Here is a 16,669-nt window from a genome sequence, read left to right on the forward strand (position 1 = left end):
GACGAGGAGTATGCAGGGATGAATTCGATAACAGGTCAAGATAAGAAAGTGCACGAAATATTCTCCAAGGAGAATAAGTTCAATATTCCTGAGTATCAAAGGCCTTATTCTTGGGGTGTGGATCAATGCGATGAGCTGCTGGGAGATTTGATTGGGTTTAAAGAAGAAGAGTCTGACGACTACTTTCTTGGCAGTATAGTTGTCGCTAAAAGCCATGACGATAATTTTACTTTTGATGTTGTCGATGGGCAGCAACGCCTCACCACCTTGACGATCTTGCTTTCTGCTATTTCGCATTGCCTGCGTGGTGAAAAAGGAGAAGGTGCATTTGAAAAATATGTTGCCCCTTCTGATATTTCGTTGAACATACCTCCGCAGCCTAAGCTTTATCTCAGGAAGAATGATAGAGATTTTTTCAAAAAATTTATTCAAGACCCGGGCGGTATCGAAGAGCTTAAGTCTGTCAAGGAATCCAATTTGAAGGATTCTCAGCTTAATATTTACAAAAACGCAATGTTTTTTTTGACCCGGCTTGGGGGCATGGATTCAAAGGAAGTATTAGAGTTCGGGCGCTTTGTTGTTGCCAGATGTGTGGTTGTTTTCGTAACAACTCAAGGGATTGAAACTGCATATCGTATCTTTTCAGTCATGAATGACCGAGGTCTTGATCTTAAAGCATGCGACCTTCTCAAGGCGGAAATAATAAGCAAGATAGAAAGCTCAGAAGAAAGAACGGACTATAATGAGATATGGGAGGAGATGGAGGAGCGACTGGGACGCGATTCGTTCAATTCGCTATTCCCATATGTGAGAATGATTAAAGCTAAGACAAAAGCTAGGAATTCTACCGTAGAGGAGTTTAGGCGAGAGGTTGTTAAGGGTTGTGATCCAAAAAGTGTAGTTAATGATACTCTGCTTCCTTATAGTGAGGCGCTTACTATAATCAGCCATCAATGCTATCAAGATGGAGGGAGTGAAGAAGAGAAGAAAATAAATCAGTTGCTGACTTGGCTAGGCCGGCTAAACAACTCGGACTGGGTGCCTGTTGCCATGGAGCTGGTAAGGATATTTGGAAACGACCCCAAGATACTGCTTTCGCACCTGGAAAAGCTGGAGCGCTTGGCGGCCGCAATCCTTATTCGTGGTAGCTATGTCAACTCTCGGATAAAGCGCTACTCTAGAGTGCTGGCAGCGATAGAAGACCGAGAGGATCTGCTCCAGGCTGGATCCGCGCTGGACATTGCTGAGGAAACTCAGCTTGAAGTTCTCAAGTACCTCAACGGGGATGTCTACTGGTATGCAGGTCCGATAAAGAGCTATGTGATGCTTCGCTTGGATTCATTCTTATCTGGAGAGGGTGTGGATTATGAGCATAGCGTCACGACAATTGAGCATGTGTTGCCACAAAATCCTAAAAAAGAATCGGTGTGGAACAAAGAATGGTCAGAAGAAGAGCGTGTGAAATGGACGCATCGGCTTGGCAACCTTGTACTCCTTTCTAGGAAGAAAAATCCACAAGCTTCCAATCATGACTTCAAGAAGAAGAAAGAAGTTTATTTCAAGACCGACAAGGGGGTTTCCCCCTATGCATGTACGACGCAGGTGTTGAATCATGAAACTTGGACGCCAAAAGAAGTTGAGGAACGACAGAGGGATGTGCTCAAGGTGTTGGCAAATAATTGGAGCTTGAAAGGAATTGAGCTCGTTGAAATTTAAAGATTGGAGGTAGGGATGACAATCCGTGATTACCCCTGGGAGCCCAGCTACGCCACATCTGATATCCGAGACGATGGCAAGCAGGTGGATGTGCTTCACGACTTCTATATCCCGGCGCTGAGCCGGGCGACGCGCTACGACCGTGTCGCCGGCTACTTCAGCTCTTCGTCGCTGGCGGCAGCATCTCAGGGGTTTTCGCGCTTCATCGAGAATGGCGGGGAGGCGCGCTTCGTGGTCGGGATGCAGCTCGATCCTGATGATGCGGCAGCGATCCTGCAAGGCGACGAGCAGCGAGCCAGCCAGGCCATGTTGGCAGAGTTGGCATCGAGTCAACAGTGGCCTTCTGCCATGCGACATGGTGTCGAGCTGCTGGCGTGGATGGTGGCCAATGGCTACCTCAGCCTTCGCGTTGGCCTGCGGGTGCATGCCAAGGATGGATCACCGCAACCTCTGGATTACGCCCAGGATGGCTACCTCCATGAGAAGTGGGCGATTCTCGGCGATGGCCAGGATGAGCTTTACATTTCCGGCTCGCTCAACGAATCCAGGACGGCGCTGGCTATCAATGCCGAGAACATTAATGTGCATCCGTCATGGGAGGATTGGGGGAGGAAGGCGATCCCTCAGAAGCACCGTAACTTCAAGGCGCTGTGGCAGGGCAACCATCCGGCGATCAGGACCTTTTCCCTCCCTGAGGCGGTCGAGGCCGAATTGGTAAAGATTGCCCGCAACGCCGGTAGCCTGCGCGAGATCGACGGTACGCCGATGGCCACACACACGAAGCAGGTGAGAGAGAAGGATGAGCTCACACCGAGCTTCGCCGAGCGGCTACGCTTTGCCCTGCTGCGACTCGCGCCCCTGCTGCCGGGCGGGGAGCGTGTCGCCATCGAAACCACGCCCATCGAGCCCTGGCCGCATCAGCGCTTTGTGGCCAATCGCCTGCTGGAGACCTACCCCCGCAACCATCTGCTGTGTGACGAGGTAGGCCTTGGCAAGACCATCGAAGCAGGGCTGGCCTTCCGGGCTCTGTGGCTGAGTGGCCGTGCCAGCACGATTCGGGTGTTTGCGCCGGCCTCGCTGACCTCGCAGTGGCTGGTGGAGATGGCCGAGAAGTTCTATCTGTCCTTCGTCAGGCGTACCAGCCGCAAGGGGCGCTGGGAGCGTATCGACCTGCTGGATGGCGAGCCGATGCAGGGGCAGGGCCAGATGTTCGATGCACCGCTGGAGATCATCTCGACTGGATTGGTGATCAACCGCCACGGCGGTAGGCTGCTGGCCAATCTTCCCGAGACCGACCTGGTGCTGGTGGACGAGGCCCACAAGGCCCGGCGCCAGACGCCTGACAACCAGACCGTCATGCCGCGCTTCAACAAGCTCTACCAGGAGCTGCAGGGTGCGCTATATGGAAAGTCGCGTACTCTGCTGCTGGCCACCGCCACGCCGATGCAGCTCAACCGCGTGGAAGCCTTCGATCTGCTGAAGCTGATGCCTTCCGCCGGGGCTGTCCAGTTCTCCGAGGATCTGTGTGAAATCTTCTACCGGGTGCGCGACAAGCTGATCCACCAGGAGCCGATGGCTCATTATGAAGGCGAATGGCTGTGTCGCTACCTGAACAATGTGCGGAGCTCTTCTCCGGAGCAGTGGCACTTCGTCAATGAGCATGTGCTGAGCCCGTTCGGTAAAACTGGACTGGAGGACTTCACTGATCGTTCATTGGAGCCGATGATCTGGGACGAGGTGCAGCCGGCGCTGAGTCTGTTGGCACCGCTGGGGCGCAGTATGCTGCGGCACACACGCTCTCTGCTGCGCGCCTACCAGCGGGAAGGGCTGCTGAATGCCAACCTCGCCTGGCGGGAAGTTGCCCCCAGCATCATTCCGCTTGGCGGCATCGAGCGTGACGTCTATGACCAGCTGCAGGAGTACTGCGCCGACCTGGCAAGTCATATGGCTGCCAACATGGAGGAGGGCCGGCAGCGCGCCGCCATCGGCTTCTACCTGAGCTTCTTGCGGCTACGCTTCGCCTCGTCCTTCCATGCGCTGCACTGCTCACTGAAGCGACGCCTGGACAAGATCCAGCAGACGCTCGACCACAAGGCGCAGCAGGTCGCGACATCGGATGGCTCACGTGAAGAACTCGAAGAGCTGAGAGACGATGAGGTGGAAGGGTTGGTGCTCAAGCACCGCACAGAGAGTGACCTCACCTGGGAGCAGGGCGCCGTGTCGAGGCTGATTGCCACCATGGACAAGCTACCCGCCACGCCACGCAAGATGCGTCAGCTGCTGGAGCATATCGACCAGCGGCGCATCAATAGCAGCGACCGGGTCCGTCAGCTGGTGCTGTTCACGCGCTACACCGACACCATGGAGTACCTGCATGAGGAGCTGCGGCGACGCTTGCCGGGCTGCCCGATCGGTACCTTCTCCGGTGCCGGTGGCACACTCCGGCGAGCCGGGGAATTCCAGCCAGAACGGATGGACCGTACCACCATCAAGCAGCGCTTCGTGGCGGGTAACATTGATATCCTGCTGTGTACCGATGCGGCCGCCGAGGGCCTCAACCTGCAGAGCGCCGACCTGCTGATCAACTTCGACCTGCCCTGGAACCCGATGATGCTGGAACAGCGTATTGGTCGTATTGACCGCATCGGCCAGCACCACACGCAAATCCAGGTGCTGAACTATCTCTATCAGGGCAGCGTTGAGGAGGTGGTCTACTCACGCTTGGTGAAACGCTTCCGTGAGGCGTTGACCGTTTCCGGGGAGCTGCAGTTCTCGCTTCTGCCCATCCAGCCCGAGGACTTCGAGGACTACGCCAAGGCCGAGGGGGAAGAGGGAAAGATCGACGAGGAGGAGCTGTTTCGCCGGGCGCAGGAGCACGCGAAGCGGATCCAGGAGCGCCAACAGCTCACCGAGTTCAAGGCCGAGGAGCAGAAAGCCGCCTACGAGCATTTGGAGGCACAACAGCGCCGTGAGCCGCTGCCGGTTTCACTGGAAAGTATCTGGCGAATTATCAGTGAGAGTGCCTACCTGAAGGCGCTGGGCGGTGGCGTTGAGAGCTTCGCCCAAGGCGACGCTTTCCGCCTCGTGGACGTTCCAGGCGTACCGCGCGACACGCTGCTGACTACCTCCCGTGAACTGTTTGAGCATGGGTTGGGCGCCGAGGACCGACGACGCCTGCATTTCGCCACCTACGGTGACCCAGTCTTCGAGAAGCTGCTCGACTACATGTTGCAGCCCTTCGAGGCCGTGCTGGCGGCATGGCAGACGCGCAAGCCACTCTCGGCACTGCAGCTCGGTGGACAGCGATGGACGACGGCGGATGACCTTCTGGAAAGTGAGCTACCTGAAGGCGGGGAGATCGAGCTTGTAGCTCGGGCACAGCGGCTGCCGGGGCGTCAGGATGATCGTGTTGGCCGACAGCAGAAGGTGATGCTCGATGCCGCGGCCGCCAGCCTGGCCGAGCAGAAGCTCAAACCCACCCCCGATACGCCCAACAATCAGATTGCGGAGCTCGACCGCTTCCGAGCCGATGTTAACCAGCGCCATGGCCAACGAGTGCACCTCAAGTTCGATGCTCCTGATCGTAATGGCATGCTTGCCTTGAAGGACACGTTGCTCTGGCCCGTTCGTGAGAAGGCTGCCGGTCTTCAGGTCGATGCCGACCCTCTGTTGCTTTCAGCAACGCGCGACGTGATCTACCGTCAGCTGGGTGATATGAAGAAGGACAGTCGCACTGGGCATGAGGTCGCGAAGAGGTTGAGAGAGTCGGCTGCCAGTATGTCCTGAGTGGTTGGGTCTCACGGCTCAATGAGGTGTTAATGCTACAAACTTCCTATCGACACTACCCCAGCTTCACCCGCCGCTACGTCCGCTCGGTGATGAAGATGATGGGGCTGCCCAAGAAGCCCAGCATCGAGGCGGAGCTCTTCGGCCAGATGGTGCTGGACGAGCGGGTAGCCCACTCCATCAATGGCGAGGTGCTGATGCTGGAGGGGCACCATGGCTGCGAGGGCTGTGTGTTGATGCCGGAGTCGTCTCTGTCGAACTGGCGGCGATGAATTCATAGCCTGCTGATGATACAGGCCATCATGGTGAATCGGCAGGAAGGCCGCAAGGCGCGAGGTCAGCGAGGGAGATCGAGACAAGGACTGCAGCGAACACGGTGGTAGAGGGTCTCCAATTCGCTTTCATTGAGCTCCAGAGTGCGAATCTGCTGCTTCCCACACTCACTGCACTCCGTCACGGCTGTAGTAAAGACAGATCGGCAGCAGGGGCAGTAACTCGCTTGTTTCGCACCGGCGTGAAATATGGCTTCCAGCGCTACCGCGCACTTCCTGGCGTCGGAGTCCCTCTGGTCACGCTTCTCCTGCCTGTCTTTCTTCTTCTCCTTTTCCTTTTCCTTTCGCCTGTGTTCGGCCTGAGCCTGCTGCTCTAGCAGCCTCTCCAGGCTGAGGGTTTGTTCTGCTACGCGCTGCTCGTGGAAGTGAGAATAATCGTCAAGTGATGCCAGATTGATGGTGAATTTGGGAGATGCGTATTCCGACGAACGTGACCGGTCATTCCGGGGATCGTGACCGATCTGCTCACTCCTCTCTCGCTGGCTCTGGTTTTGTAAGCTGACCGGTCACGATGGGTCAACTTCTGCCGCTTGCGGGGCGGCGCTCTTGCGCATCGATTCTCCTCTGAGTGTCAGGCGGTGGGCGCTGTGCAGCAGCCGGTCCAGGATGGCGTCGGCCACCGTCGCCGCGCCGATGTAGTCGTGCCAGTGCTCGATGGGCAGCTGGCTGGCGATCAGCGTCGAGCCCCGGCCATGCCGGTCCTCGATCACCTCCATCAGGTCCTGGCGCTGCGGGGCGGTCATCTTCTGCATCCCCCAGTCATCGAGGATCAGCAGGTCGGTCTTCTGCAGCTGGCCCATCAGCCGGGCGTAGGAGCCGTCGCCCTGGGCGATGCGCAGCTGCTCGAACAGGCGCGGCACCCGCAGGTAGCGCACCGAGTAGCCTTGCCGGCAGGCCTGGTTGCCCAGGGCGCAGGCCAGCCAGGTCTTGCCGCACCCGGTGGGACCGGTGAGGCACAGGTTGAGCGCCTGGCCGATCCACTCGCCGGTGGCCAGCGGTGCCATGCGGCCCCGCTCCAGGCCGCGAGGATGGCGGTAGTCGATGTCCTCGACGCAGGCCGTCACCCGCAGCTTGGCGGCCTTCAGCAGCCGGTCGAGGCGGCGGTTATCGCGATGCAGGACCTCTCGGTCGAGCAGCATGCCCAGGCGATCCTCGAACGGCAGGTCGTAGGTGTCCGGCTGGGTGAGCTGGTGAGCCAGGGCGTCGTGCATGCCGGTCAGCTTGAGGCGGCGCAGGGTGTCGAGCAGGGGCTGGGTCATCATCGGTCGTCTCCTCGGGTCAGTGGTAGTACTCGGCACCGCGCACGTTGGTGTGGGGCGGCAGGTCATCGAGCGCCTCGGGGAGCGTCAGCATCGGCTGCTGATCCAGCCCCTGCTTGAGGATCGAGGCGATGCTGCGGTAGCGCGTGGTGGGGATCGCCAGGGCATGCGCGCAGGCCTGCTCCAGCCGGGCCTTGCCGTAGCGCCGGCTGAGCTGCCACAGACCCAGGCAGGCACGGTAGCCATGCTCGGGATGGGGGCGGTCCTGCAACTGCCGCTGGGTCATCTCCAGGGTGGCGGCGCCGATGTCCTTCGCCCAATCCAGGAAGCGGCTTGGCGACCAGTCGCGGTGCGCCTGGTGGCGCTTGGGCATGTGCTCGGCCAGGGTCGAGAAGCGACCCGGGGCATGGCGCGGGTGCGCCGCCACTCGGTGGCCCTTGTGGAACACCTCCACCATGGCGTGGGTCAGGCGCACCTCCAGCACCTGGCCCACCAGGCTGTGCGGGACGCTGTAGAAGCGTTTGTCGAGGTCGAGGTGGTAGTCGATGCCGGGCTTGGCCTTGCGCCACTCGGCGTACTCGTAGGGCGTCTCCGGCAGCGGGCGCAGCACCGGCCGGTCGATGGCCTGGAACAGATCGCGCCGGCTCTCCTCGCGGCCCTGGAAGGGGCGGCGGTTGAGGTCTTCCAGCAGCTCGCGGATGGCCTGGTTCAGCGAGGCCAGCGTGAAGAAGGTGTGGTGACGCAGGCGGGCCAGGATCCAGCGCTCCACCAGCAGTACCGCGGCTTCCGCCTTGGCCTTGTCCTTGGGTTTGTAGGGCCGCGCCGGCAGCACCGCGACCTGGTAGTGCTGGGCCATCTCGGCGTAGGTCGCGTTGAGCTGGCTCTCGTAGCGACACGCCCGCGTCACGGCGCTCTTCAGGTTGTCGGGGACGAGCAGCTCGGGGACGCCGCCCAGGAACTGGAAGGCGCGCTGGTGAGAGGCAATCCAGTCGGGCAGCGCCTGGCTCCAGGTGGCCTCGGCGTAGGTGTAGCTGGAGGCGCCCAGCACCGCCACGAACACCTGGGCCTGGCGCAGCTCGCCGGTGGCCTGGTTGATGATCGGCACGGTCGGGCCGCAGTAGTCGATGAACAGCTTCTCGCCGGCGCGGTGGACCTGGCGCATGCTGCGCCGCTGGCGTTCCCGCCAGGCGCGGTAATGGTCACAGAACCGACTGTAGCGGTAGGCCTTGTCGCCATGGACCTCGACGTACTCCGCCCACAGCAGCTGCAGGGTGACGCCCTTGCGCTTGAGCGCCTGGTGGACCTGGAAGTAGTCCGGCGCCGAGAAGCGCATCGGCGGCGACTTGGCCGGGAACAACCGCGCCTCCAGCGCCGCCTCGTCGGTGCCGTCGGGCAACGGCCAGCGGATGCCGGCCACCTGGGCCAGGCTGACGTACTTGCTGACCACGCCCTTGGAGAGGCCGCAGGCCCGCGCAATCTTCTCGTGGCTGAGGCCGGCGTCGTACTTGAGGCGCAACACCTCGGTGATGGTTCGCATGGGAATCCTCGGTGCTGGCATGTCTCCCTCCTGGAGCGCAGGCAAAAGGAAGGGTATGCCGTAAAAGTCCGAATCATTCCAGCGAGTTAGGTGAGATTCCGGGAACGTGACCGAGGATTCCGACATCGTGACCGCGGATTCCGGGAAAGAGGCCAACTTCATCGCCATGATCTACCTGATTGGCAGCCCGGTGGGCCGCCTGCTCGATCAGGCCAAATCCACGTAAAACGACGAAGAACCCAAAAAAGCCAGAACCTGTCGGTTCTGGCTTTTTTCGGTATTTGGTAGCGGGGACCGGATTTGAACCGATGACCTTCGGGTTATGAGCCCGACGAGCTACCAGACTGCTCCACCCCGCATCAACGTGGGGCACATTCTACAGGCATTACCCCTTTAGTCAAGGGTCCGGGTTCAAACGCTCGTCCCGGCACCGCTTCATGGTCCATACTCCGTGGAGTTGTCATCAAACTGGCAACGCTGCAAAGAATAATTGGTATGCAGGCCGAGGTGGCCTGGCCACAGCGTCATGATAATCAGGGAGGTTACAATGGCCAACAATGAAATCGTTGCTTGGGTGACCGGTGGAACCGGCGGCATCGGCAGTGCCATCTGTCGTTCGCTGGCCGATGAGGGCTACCAGGTGGTGGCCGGCTACCACAATCCGGAAAAGGCCAAGAGCTGGCTCGAAGCCCAGAAGACGGATGGTTACAGCAACATCGATATCGCCGGGGTGGACCTGGTGGATTTCGAGGCCTGCATGAACGGGGTCAAGGAGATCGAGGCGAAGCACGGCCCGATCGGCGTGCTGGTGAACTGTGCGGGCATCACCCGCGATGGCACCATGAAGAAGATGACCCCCGAGCAGTGGCACGAGGTCATCGACACCAACCTCAACAGCGTCTTCAACACCTGCCGCAGCGTGCTCGACAGCATGCTGGAGCAGCAGTACGGCCGGATCATCAATATCTCTTCCATCAACGGCCGCAAGGGCCAGTTCGGCCAGGTGAACTACTCGGCCGCCAAGGCGGGCATGCACGGCCTGACCATGGCATTGGCCCAGGAGACCGCCACCAAGGGCATCACTGTGAACACCGTGTCGCCGGGCTATATCGCCACCGACATGATCATGAAGATTCCCGAGAAGGTGCGCGAGTCCATCCGCGAGACCATCCCTGTCAAGCGCTTCGGCAAGCCGGAGGAGGTCGCTCGCCTGGTGGCCTATCTGGCCCACGAGGAGTCTGGCTTCATCACCGGCGCCAACATCGACATCAACGGCGGCCAGTTCATGGGCTGATCGCCCCGGTTTCCTGCGCCCCCTGGTCACCGATCGGCCGGGGGCGACCGTAACGACAAGAAGCGCGAGGCGATCCCTCGCGTTTCTGCCTTTTCTGGCCTCAAGGTTCTGGTCTCAGGGTGGGGGCAGGCGGGTCAGGCGCTCCAGTAAGCGATCCAGCTCCCCCACCTCGCGGCTCCACAGCGCCGGTGCGACAGGCCCCGTGGCCAGCAGCTCGCGCAGCACGCCGTGGACCTCTTCGGCGCGGGAGAGCTCGCGCCCGAGGTTCTCGTTGAGGCGCTCCACCTGGATCGCCAGGCGCAGCGGGTCGTCGCGATGGCTGACGCTGCCCACGGCAAGCAGGGAGAGATGCACTCGCACCCTCGCCAGGCGCTCCGCTACCTCCTCGTCGGTTTCGGGCGCCTGGCGCGCGGCGTTGCGGCGGGCGTGGGCGCTGCGCATGTCATCCGCCAGGCGCGGCGACTCGGGCAGCGCCACCTCGCGGGGCTCGCCGCCGGCCAGGCGCTCGGCGTCGGCTGCCAGGTGGGCGAGCAGCAGCGGCTGAACCTCTCGCCAGCGCTCCACCTCTTCCACCACCGCCAGGCGCTCGAGGCGCTCGCGTCGGGCGCGCACGATGCCCGACCAGCGCCGGCGCATGCCCTCGGTGCGGCGTCCGCCGGGGAGGGGCTCCAGAGCGGCGGCCTCGGCAATGGCGGAGGCGAGCACCGCCTCGTCGGCGCTGCCGGCGGGGTGCCAGGCGTCCAGGCGCTCGATCAGCGCCTGCATGGCCTCCTGGCGTTCCCGGGCCTGACGGGCGCGGTCGTCGCGCTCGGCTTCCCGGGAGGCGAACACTTGGTCGCACAGGCCGCGAAACTCCCGCCACAGCGCCTGCTCCTCGCCCCGCGGGGCACGCCCCAGCTCGCGCCAGCGCTGCTGCAGCGCCTTGACCGCTTCGGCACGGCGAGCCGCGGGCATCGCCTGGCCCAGCAGGGCGCGCACCTGCTCGATGAGGTCGCGCTTGGTCTCGGCGACCGCCCGGGCACGCTGGTCGATCAGCGCCTGAAGCGCATGGCGGATGCGGGCGAAGCGACGACCGATGGTCTCGGCCTGGTCGCGGGGCACCGGCGAGGCGCGTCGCCACTGGTCGCGGGCGCGGTCACGGATCTCGCGCAGGGCATCGGGATCGGCCTCCTCGGCGGGCTGCTCGAGAAGCGTTTCCAGCTGATCGCAGAGGGCCTGTCGGGTGGCCAGGTGGGTCTGGCGCTCGGCGTCGAGGCGCTCGCGCCATGGGGCGAGCCGCTCATGGATGCGGTTGGAGGCGGCCCGGAAGCGGGCCGACTGTTCGCGATTGGCGGCGGCGTCCCCCAGCGCCTTCCACTCCTTGACCAGCTGGCGGTGGCGGCGGTCCAGCGCGGCGTCGACGAGGCTCGCCTCCTCGGCCAGGGCCTCGATGGCCTGCAGCAGCTGGTCGCGCTTGGGGCCGGCCACGAAGCTGCGCCAGTCGCGCAGCTCGGCGAGCCGAGCCCCCAGTTGTCGAAGGCGCGCACGCTGGGGCTGGGGCAACCTGTCGTCGAGCCCGTCGGCGGCCTGGCGCAGGCGCTGGTGAAGACGGCTGGCGCCCTTGAAGGCGCCGCGCTCCAGGAGGCTCTCCAGGTCGTCGAGGTCGGCGATGAAGCGGGCCAGGCGTGCCGTCTGGTCTTCCTCGTCGGCCGGGGCATCCGGTTGTGCCAGGCGCTGTCGAGCCCGCTGCAGCAGCGGGGCAGGGGCCAGGCCACGAGGCCAGTCGATGGCCCCCAGCAGCGCCGTGAGGCGGTCGTCATCGCCGTCGGTCAGGGCCCGCTCGAGCTCGTCGGCGCGCTCCTCCAGGCGCACCCAGGCCTGGCTGATGCGCTCGAAGCCTTCGCGGGCGGCATCATAGCGCTGGCGGAGCATCTGGTCCGCCAGGTGCTGATCGGAGAGCGCCTGCCAGCGCTGGGCCAGCAGCTGCTTCTGGGCGCGCAGGCTGGCAATGTCCTGGGCGGTGACCACGTCGCTGCGCCCCAGGGCCTCGAGTCCCTCCTCCAGGACCTCCACCAGCGCCTCCCTGGCCTGCTCGGCGTCCTCGCGGCGCGCCTCGGCGGCTTCGCTGGCGCGCAGCTGGGCCTCGTGGTCGCTGATCACCTTGCGACAGCGCAGGCAGGCATCATGGTAGCGGCGCTCCTGAGTGGCGTCGGGGAGGTCCTGAAGCGCCATCCATTCGCGCTCCAGATGGCGAAAGCGGCCGCCATAGAGCGGCTCCCAGGGGGCGGTGGCGTGGCGCTCCAGGTCGGCCAGCAGCCCCTCGCGGCGCTCCCGGGCGGCGGCCAGTTGCGCCGAGTCGGCACGCAGGCGGTTGAGGCGCTCCCGGGCGCCACGCATGACCTGGCGATCGCGGCGTGCCTGCTGGGCCAGGCGAGCCAGTCCGGCTTCGCTCTCGACCCGTGCGGCGGCGGCGTGGCGCACGGCGGCGATGCCGTTGTCGCAGGCCTGGCGGATCAGCGCCTCCTCGCTCTCCAGCCTGGCCAGCGCCGCCAGGCGCAGCTGCTGGTTGTCGCCCTTCAGGCAGAGCTCGGCGAGCAGCGCTTCATCATCGAGCCGTTCGACCAGGGCGATGCGCGCGCCCAGCTCCAGGTTGCCGCTGCCGCCGGCGAGCAGGGCGAGCAGCCGATGGGTGAGCTCCGCTGCGGCATCGCCCCTGCCGAGCAGGGCGATCAGCCGCTCGGGGTCGTCGAGGCGGGCTAGCGCCTCGCTACGCACGCCGGGATCCTCATCCAGGGCGAGCCGCTCCAGCGCCTGGCGGTGCTCCTCGCGGCTGAGATCGAGGCGTGCGACGGCCTGTCGCCGTACCTGGGGGGCGGGGTGCTGCCAGCGCGGGGCAAACAGGTGGCGGAGGAGTCCGGACATGGGCGATCCTGATCAAGGGGCGCATCACGCACCGGGACGCGCCAGTCGGTTATTGTCGGGAGGGCCGGGAAGGGCCGCCAGGCGAAGCTTGGGCCTTGCCTGGGTATCTAAGCATGCGGTGCCGATTCGGAAAAGCCCGTGCTGTGGCCGTCTGGAGACACTGACAGTGTAGGCTTGCTGGGCGTATGATCAGTTGCAGGGGGCGCGGTACTCGCTTAGCTTTGGTGGCGTACCCCGACCAACACCGATGTGGAGTTCGGCAATGAGCCTCAAAGTGGACAGGGATGGCATGGCCTTCACCTTCAAGGGCGGCATGCTGCCGATGACGGTGATGGAACTGAGCAGTGCCGACCCTGAGCAGATTCGTGAGCAGCTCGCCGGCAAGCTCAGTCAGTCCCCGGCCTTCTTCCAGCACACCCCGGTGGTGCTCAGCGTCGAGAAGCTCGACGAACCTCACCTGGCCCTGGAGCGGATCTGCGCGGTGTGCCGTGCCCACAAGCTGCTGCCGGTGGCGGTGCGTGGTGGTGCCGAGCCGGTCAAGCAGTCGGCCTGGGCGCTGGGCCTGGGCTGGTTCCCGCCACTGGCGGCGAGCCGCCCCAGGAGCCTTGAGAGTGTGCCGCCGGTCGAGGCCGCGGTGGTAGCCGAGGAAGAGGCGGCGCTGACCTCCCCGCCGGGCGTGGCCAGCGGCGGAAGGATCTTCCGTGGCACGGTGCGCTCCGGCCAGCAGATCACCTCCCCGGAAGGGGACCTGGTGGTCATCGGTGCGGTGAACGCCGGCGCCGAGGTGCTGGCTGCGGGCAGCGTGCATGTCTACGGCGCCCTGCGCGGCCGCGCCCTGGCCGGCATCCATGGCGACCCCCTGGCTGCCATCTTCTGTCGTGAACTCCACGCCGAGCTGCTGTCGGTGGCCGGCAACTACAAGCGACTCGAGGACATCGACCCGCGCCTGCTGGGCGCCACGGTGCAGGTGCGCCTCGACGGAGACCAGCTCGGCATCACCGCGCTGACCTGAGGCACGACAGGACCGAGACGGTCATCCTCTTACCATTCAATGACAGACAGGAAGCGACTCTTGGCCAAGATCATCGTTGTGACCTCCGGCAAGGGAGGCGTCGGCAAGACAACCAGCGCGGCAGCCATCGCCACCGGCCTGGCGCTGCGCGGCAACAAGACCGTGGTCATCGACTTCGACGTGGGGCTGCGCAACCTCGACCTGATCATGGGCTGCGAGCGTCGCGTGGTCTATGACCTGGTTAACGTGATCCAGGGCGAGGCCGGGCTCAGCCAGGCGCTGATCCGCGACAAGCGGGTCGACAACCTGCATATCCTCCCGGCCTCCCAGACCCGCGACAAGGACGCCCTGAGCCAGGAGGGGGTCGAGAAGGTGCTCGAGACCCTCGCCAAGGACTTCGACTACATCCTCTGCGACTCCCCGGCGGGCATCGAGCGCGGCGCCCAGCTGGCCATGTACTTCGCCGACGAGGCGATCGTGGTCACCAACCCCGAGGTCTCCTCGGTGCGTGACTCCGACCGCATCCTCGGCCTGCTGGCCTCCAAGACCCGGCGCGCCGAGCGCGGCGAGGAGCCGATCAAGGAGCACCTGCTGGTCACGCGCTACAACCCGGAGCGGGTCGACCTGGGCGACATGCTCAACCTGGACGATATCCGGGAGATCCTGGCCATCGACCTGATCGGCGTGATTCCCGAGTCCGAGGCGGTGCTGCGGGCCTCGAACCAGGGCGTGCCGGTGACCCACGACGCCGCCAGTGATGCCGGCCAGGCCTACACCGACACGGTGGCCCGCCTGCTCGGCGAGGAGGTGCCCCTGCGCTTCCACGAGTACCAGAAGAAGAGCCTGCTGAGCCGCATGTTTGGAGGTGTTCGCCGGTGAAACTGCTTGAATTCCTGAAGCGAGAGCGCAAGAAGACCGCGTCGGTCGCCAAGGAGCGGCTGCAGATCATCGTGGCCCACCAGCGCAGCCAGCGCGGTCAGCCCGACTACATGCCCCTGCTCGAGAAGGAGCTGCTGGAGGTGATCCGTCGCTACGTCCAGGTGGATGACGACGCCATCAACATCAGCCTCGACAGCGAGGACAACTGCTCGGTGCTGGAGCTCAACGTCACCCTGCCGAAGGGCTCACCCGGCTGAGAGGCGCGCGGGGCTGTGCTAGGCTGTGGCCTCCATCCCGTCTGACCGTCGGAGAGCCCGCCCATGGCGCCGCCCGCTGCCCCGCTGACCTTCCTGTGGCATGACTACGAGACCTTCGGTGCCGATCCGCGCCGTGACCGCCCGGCGCAGTTCGCGGCGATCCGCACCGACGCCGACTTCAACGAGGTCGGCGAGCCGGTGGAGTGGTTCTGCAAGCCCGTCGACGACTTCCTGCCCCACCCCCAGGCCTGCCTGATCACCGGGATCACCCCCCAGCAGGCGCGCCGCCGGGGCCTGCCCGAGGCGGAGTTCGCCGGCCGCATCGAGGCGCTGATGAGTGCGCCCGGCACCTGCGTGCTGGGCTACAACAGCCTGCGCTTCGATGACGAGGTGACGCGCCACCTCTTCTATCGCAACCTGATCGACCCCTACGCCCGAGAGTGGCAGAACGGCAATTCCCGCTGGGACCTGATCGACGTGGTGCGGGCCTTCCACGCCCTGCGCCCGGCGGGCATCGAGTGGCCGCGCCGCGCCGACGGCGCGCCCAGCTTCCGCCTCGAGGACCTGACCGCCGCCAACGGCATCGCCCACCAGGGCGCCCACGATGCCCTGGCCGACGTGCGCGCCACCATCGCCCTGGCGAAGCGGCTGCGCGAGGCCAACCCCCGGCTCTTCGACTACCTGCAGGGGCTGCGCGGCAAGCGCGCGGTGGCCCGGCTGCTCGACGTGCCGGGGCGCAAGCCGGTGCTGCACATCTCGCGTCGCTACCCCGCCAGCCGCGGCTGCGCGGCCCTGGTGGTGCCGCTGGCCGAGCACCCCACCAATCCCAACGGCGTGATCGTCTACGACCTGTCGATGGACCCGACGCCGCTCTTCGACCTCTCCGCCGAGCAGATCCGCCAGCGGGTCTTCGTCAGCAGCGACGACCTGGCCGAGGGCGAGGAGCGTATTCCCCTCAAGGTCATTCACATCAACAAGTGCCCGGTGCTTTTCCCGGCCAGCGCGCTCAAGGACGTGGAGGGGCCGCACCGGGGCGAGTATGGCGAGATCGTCACCCGCCTGGGGCTCGACGTCGATGCCTGTCGCGAGCACTGGAAGCGCCTCGCCGCCCGCCCCGAGGTGGCGGCGCGGGTCAGCGAGGTGTTTGCCGCACCGCCCCCGGCGGGCCCGGAGGACCCCGACCTGATGCTCTACGCCGGGGGCTTCTTCTCGCCGGCGGATCGCCAGCAGATGCAGCGGGTGCGTGACAGCGACCCCTGGGACCTGGTGGGGGCGCGCTTCGCCTTCCAGGACCCGCGCCTGGAGGAGATGCTGTTCCGCTACCGGGCGCGCAGCTACCCGGAGACCCTGGAGGGGGAGGAGCTGGCACAGTGGGAGGCCTATCGCTGGGCGCGCATGAACGATGCCGCGGTGGCCGGCCTCACCCTCAAGGGCTTCGCCCGCGAGATCGAGCGGCTCAACCAGGGCGAACTCGGCGATCGCGAGCGCCAGGTCCTCGAGGAGCTGGTGATGCATGTGGAGGCGATCATGCCCCCTCAGGCCTTCGACTGAGGCATCGCTCCTCAAGCCTTGGAGACCACGGGCTACCAGCGAGGCTGTTGCTACTGGTGGGAGCCACGCTCTGCGGGGCGAAGGTTATGGCCTCGGCACCGGCGGCAACACCGCCGGGCGGCTGCGCCGCCATTCGCCGGAGCCC

Annotated in this window: 11 protein-coding genes and 1 tRNA gene; 8 read left to right on the top strand and 4 right to left on the bottom strand. The window is 64.3% G+C overall.

Annotation, left to right across the window (positions count from 1 at the left end):
* Nucleotides 1-18: 18 nt before the first annotated feature.
* From DER72_RS10590 to DER72_RS10600, 3 genes are read left to right on the top strand one after another with little or no spacing between them, the layout of a single operon-like run.
* Nucleotides 19-1,716 (top strand): DUF262 domain-containing protein, encoded by a 1,698-nt coding sequence (locus tag DER72_RS10590; protein WP_110069963.1) that lies wholly within the window; start codon nucleotides 19-21, stop codon nucleotides 1,714-1,716.
* A 15-nt stretch (nucleotides 1,717-1,731) separates the two neighbouring features.
* Complete coding sequence (locus DER72_RS10595; RefSeq protein WP_110069964.1) at nucleotides 1,732-5,502, top strand: helicase-related protein; 3,771 nt, start codon at nucleotides 1,732-1,734, stop codon at nucleotides 5,500-5,502.
* 32 nt (nucleotides 5,503-5,534) lie between these two features.
* The gene (locus DER72_RS10600) at nucleotides 5,535-5,774 is read left to right on the top strand and encodes a hypothetical protein (protein ID WP_110069965.1); all 240 of its coding nucleotides are present in this window, start codon (nucleotides 5,535-5,537) and stop codon (nucleotides 5,772-5,774) included.
* A 566-nt stretch (nucleotides 5,775-6,340) separates the two neighbouring features.
* Here DER72_RS10600 and istB read toward each other — a convergent pair.
* From istB to DER72_RS10615, 3 genes are all read right to left on the bottom strand, one after another.
* The gene (gene istB, locus DER72_RS10605) at nucleotides 6,341-7,096 is read right to left on the bottom strand and encodes an IS21-like element helper ATPase IstB (protein ID WP_110069966.1); all 756 of its coding nucleotides are present in this window, start codon (nucleotides 7,094-7,096) and stop codon (nucleotides 6,341-6,343) included.
* Between the two features lie 16 nt (nucleotides 7,097-7,112).
* Nucleotides 7,113-8,651 (bottom strand): IS21 family transposase, encoded by a 1,539-nt coding sequence (gene istA, locus DER72_RS10610; RefSeq protein WP_110069967.1) that lies wholly within the window; start codon nucleotides 8,649-8,651, stop codon nucleotides 7,113-7,115.
* Nucleotides 8,652-8,912: 261 nt separating this feature from the next.
* A tRNA-Met gene (locus DER72_RS10615) sits at nucleotides 8,913-8,989 on the bottom strand.
* A gap of 188 nt (nucleotides 8,990-9,177) precedes the next feature.
* Here DER72_RS10615 and phbB point away from each other — a divergent pair.
* On the top strand, nucleotides 9,178-9,924 hold the full coding sequence (gene phbB, locus DER72_RS10620; RefSeq protein ID WP_110069968.1) for an acetoacetyl-CoA reductase: 747 nt from the start codon (nucleotides 9,178-9,180) through the stop codon (nucleotides 9,922-9,924).
* 114 nt (nucleotides 9,925-10,038) lie between these two features.
* Here phbB and DER72_RS10625 read toward each other — a convergent pair whose 3' ends face one another.
* Complete coding sequence (locus DER72_RS10625; RefSeq protein WP_110069969.1) at nucleotides 10,039-12,825, bottom strand: DUF349 domain-containing protein; 2,787 nt, start codon at nucleotides 12,823-12,825, stop codon at nucleotides 10,039-10,041.
* A gap of 262 nt (nucleotides 12,826-13,087) precedes the next feature.
* Between DER72_RS10625 and minC the strand changes: the two genes are divergently transcribed.
* The 4 genes from minC to sbcB all read left to right on the top strand — a co-directional run bounded on the left by minC (nucleotide 13,088) and on the right by sbcB (nucleotide 16,524).
* Entirely contained in the window at nucleotides 13,088-13,837 is a 750-nt protein-coding gene (gene minC, locus DER72_RS10630) for a septum site-determining protein MinC (protein WP_110069970.1), read from the top strand.
* 60 nt (nucleotides 13,838-13,897) lie between these two features.
* On the top strand, nucleotides 13,898-14,716 hold the full coding sequence (gene minD / locus DER72_RS10635) for a septum site-determining protein MinD (protein WP_110069971.1): 819 nt from the start codon (nucleotides 13,898-13,900) through the stop codon (nucleotides 14,714-14,716).
* A complete protein-coding gene (minE, locus tag DER72_RS10640; protein WP_110069972.1) occupies nucleotides 14,713-14,973 on the top strand; it encodes a cell division topological specificity factor MinE in 261 nt (86 codons plus the stop codon). Before minD ends, minE begins: the two co-directional genes overlap by 4 nt.
* Before the next feature lie 63 nt (nucleotides 14,974-15,036).
* Complete coding sequence (sbcB, locus tag DER72_RS10645) at nucleotides 15,037-16,524, top strand: exodeoxyribonuclease I (RefSeq protein ID WP_110069973.1); 1,488 nt, start codon at nucleotides 15,037-15,039, stop codon at nucleotides 16,522-16,524.
* The last annotated feature ends 145 nt before the right edge of the window (nucleotides 16,525-16,669 follow it).

The sequence above is a fragment of the Halomonas sp. A11-A genome, from assembly GCF_003182195.1.
Classification (GTDB): domain Bacteria; phylum Pseudomonadota; class Gammaproteobacteria; order Pseudomonadales; family Halomonadaceae; genus Halomonas; species Halomonas alkalicola.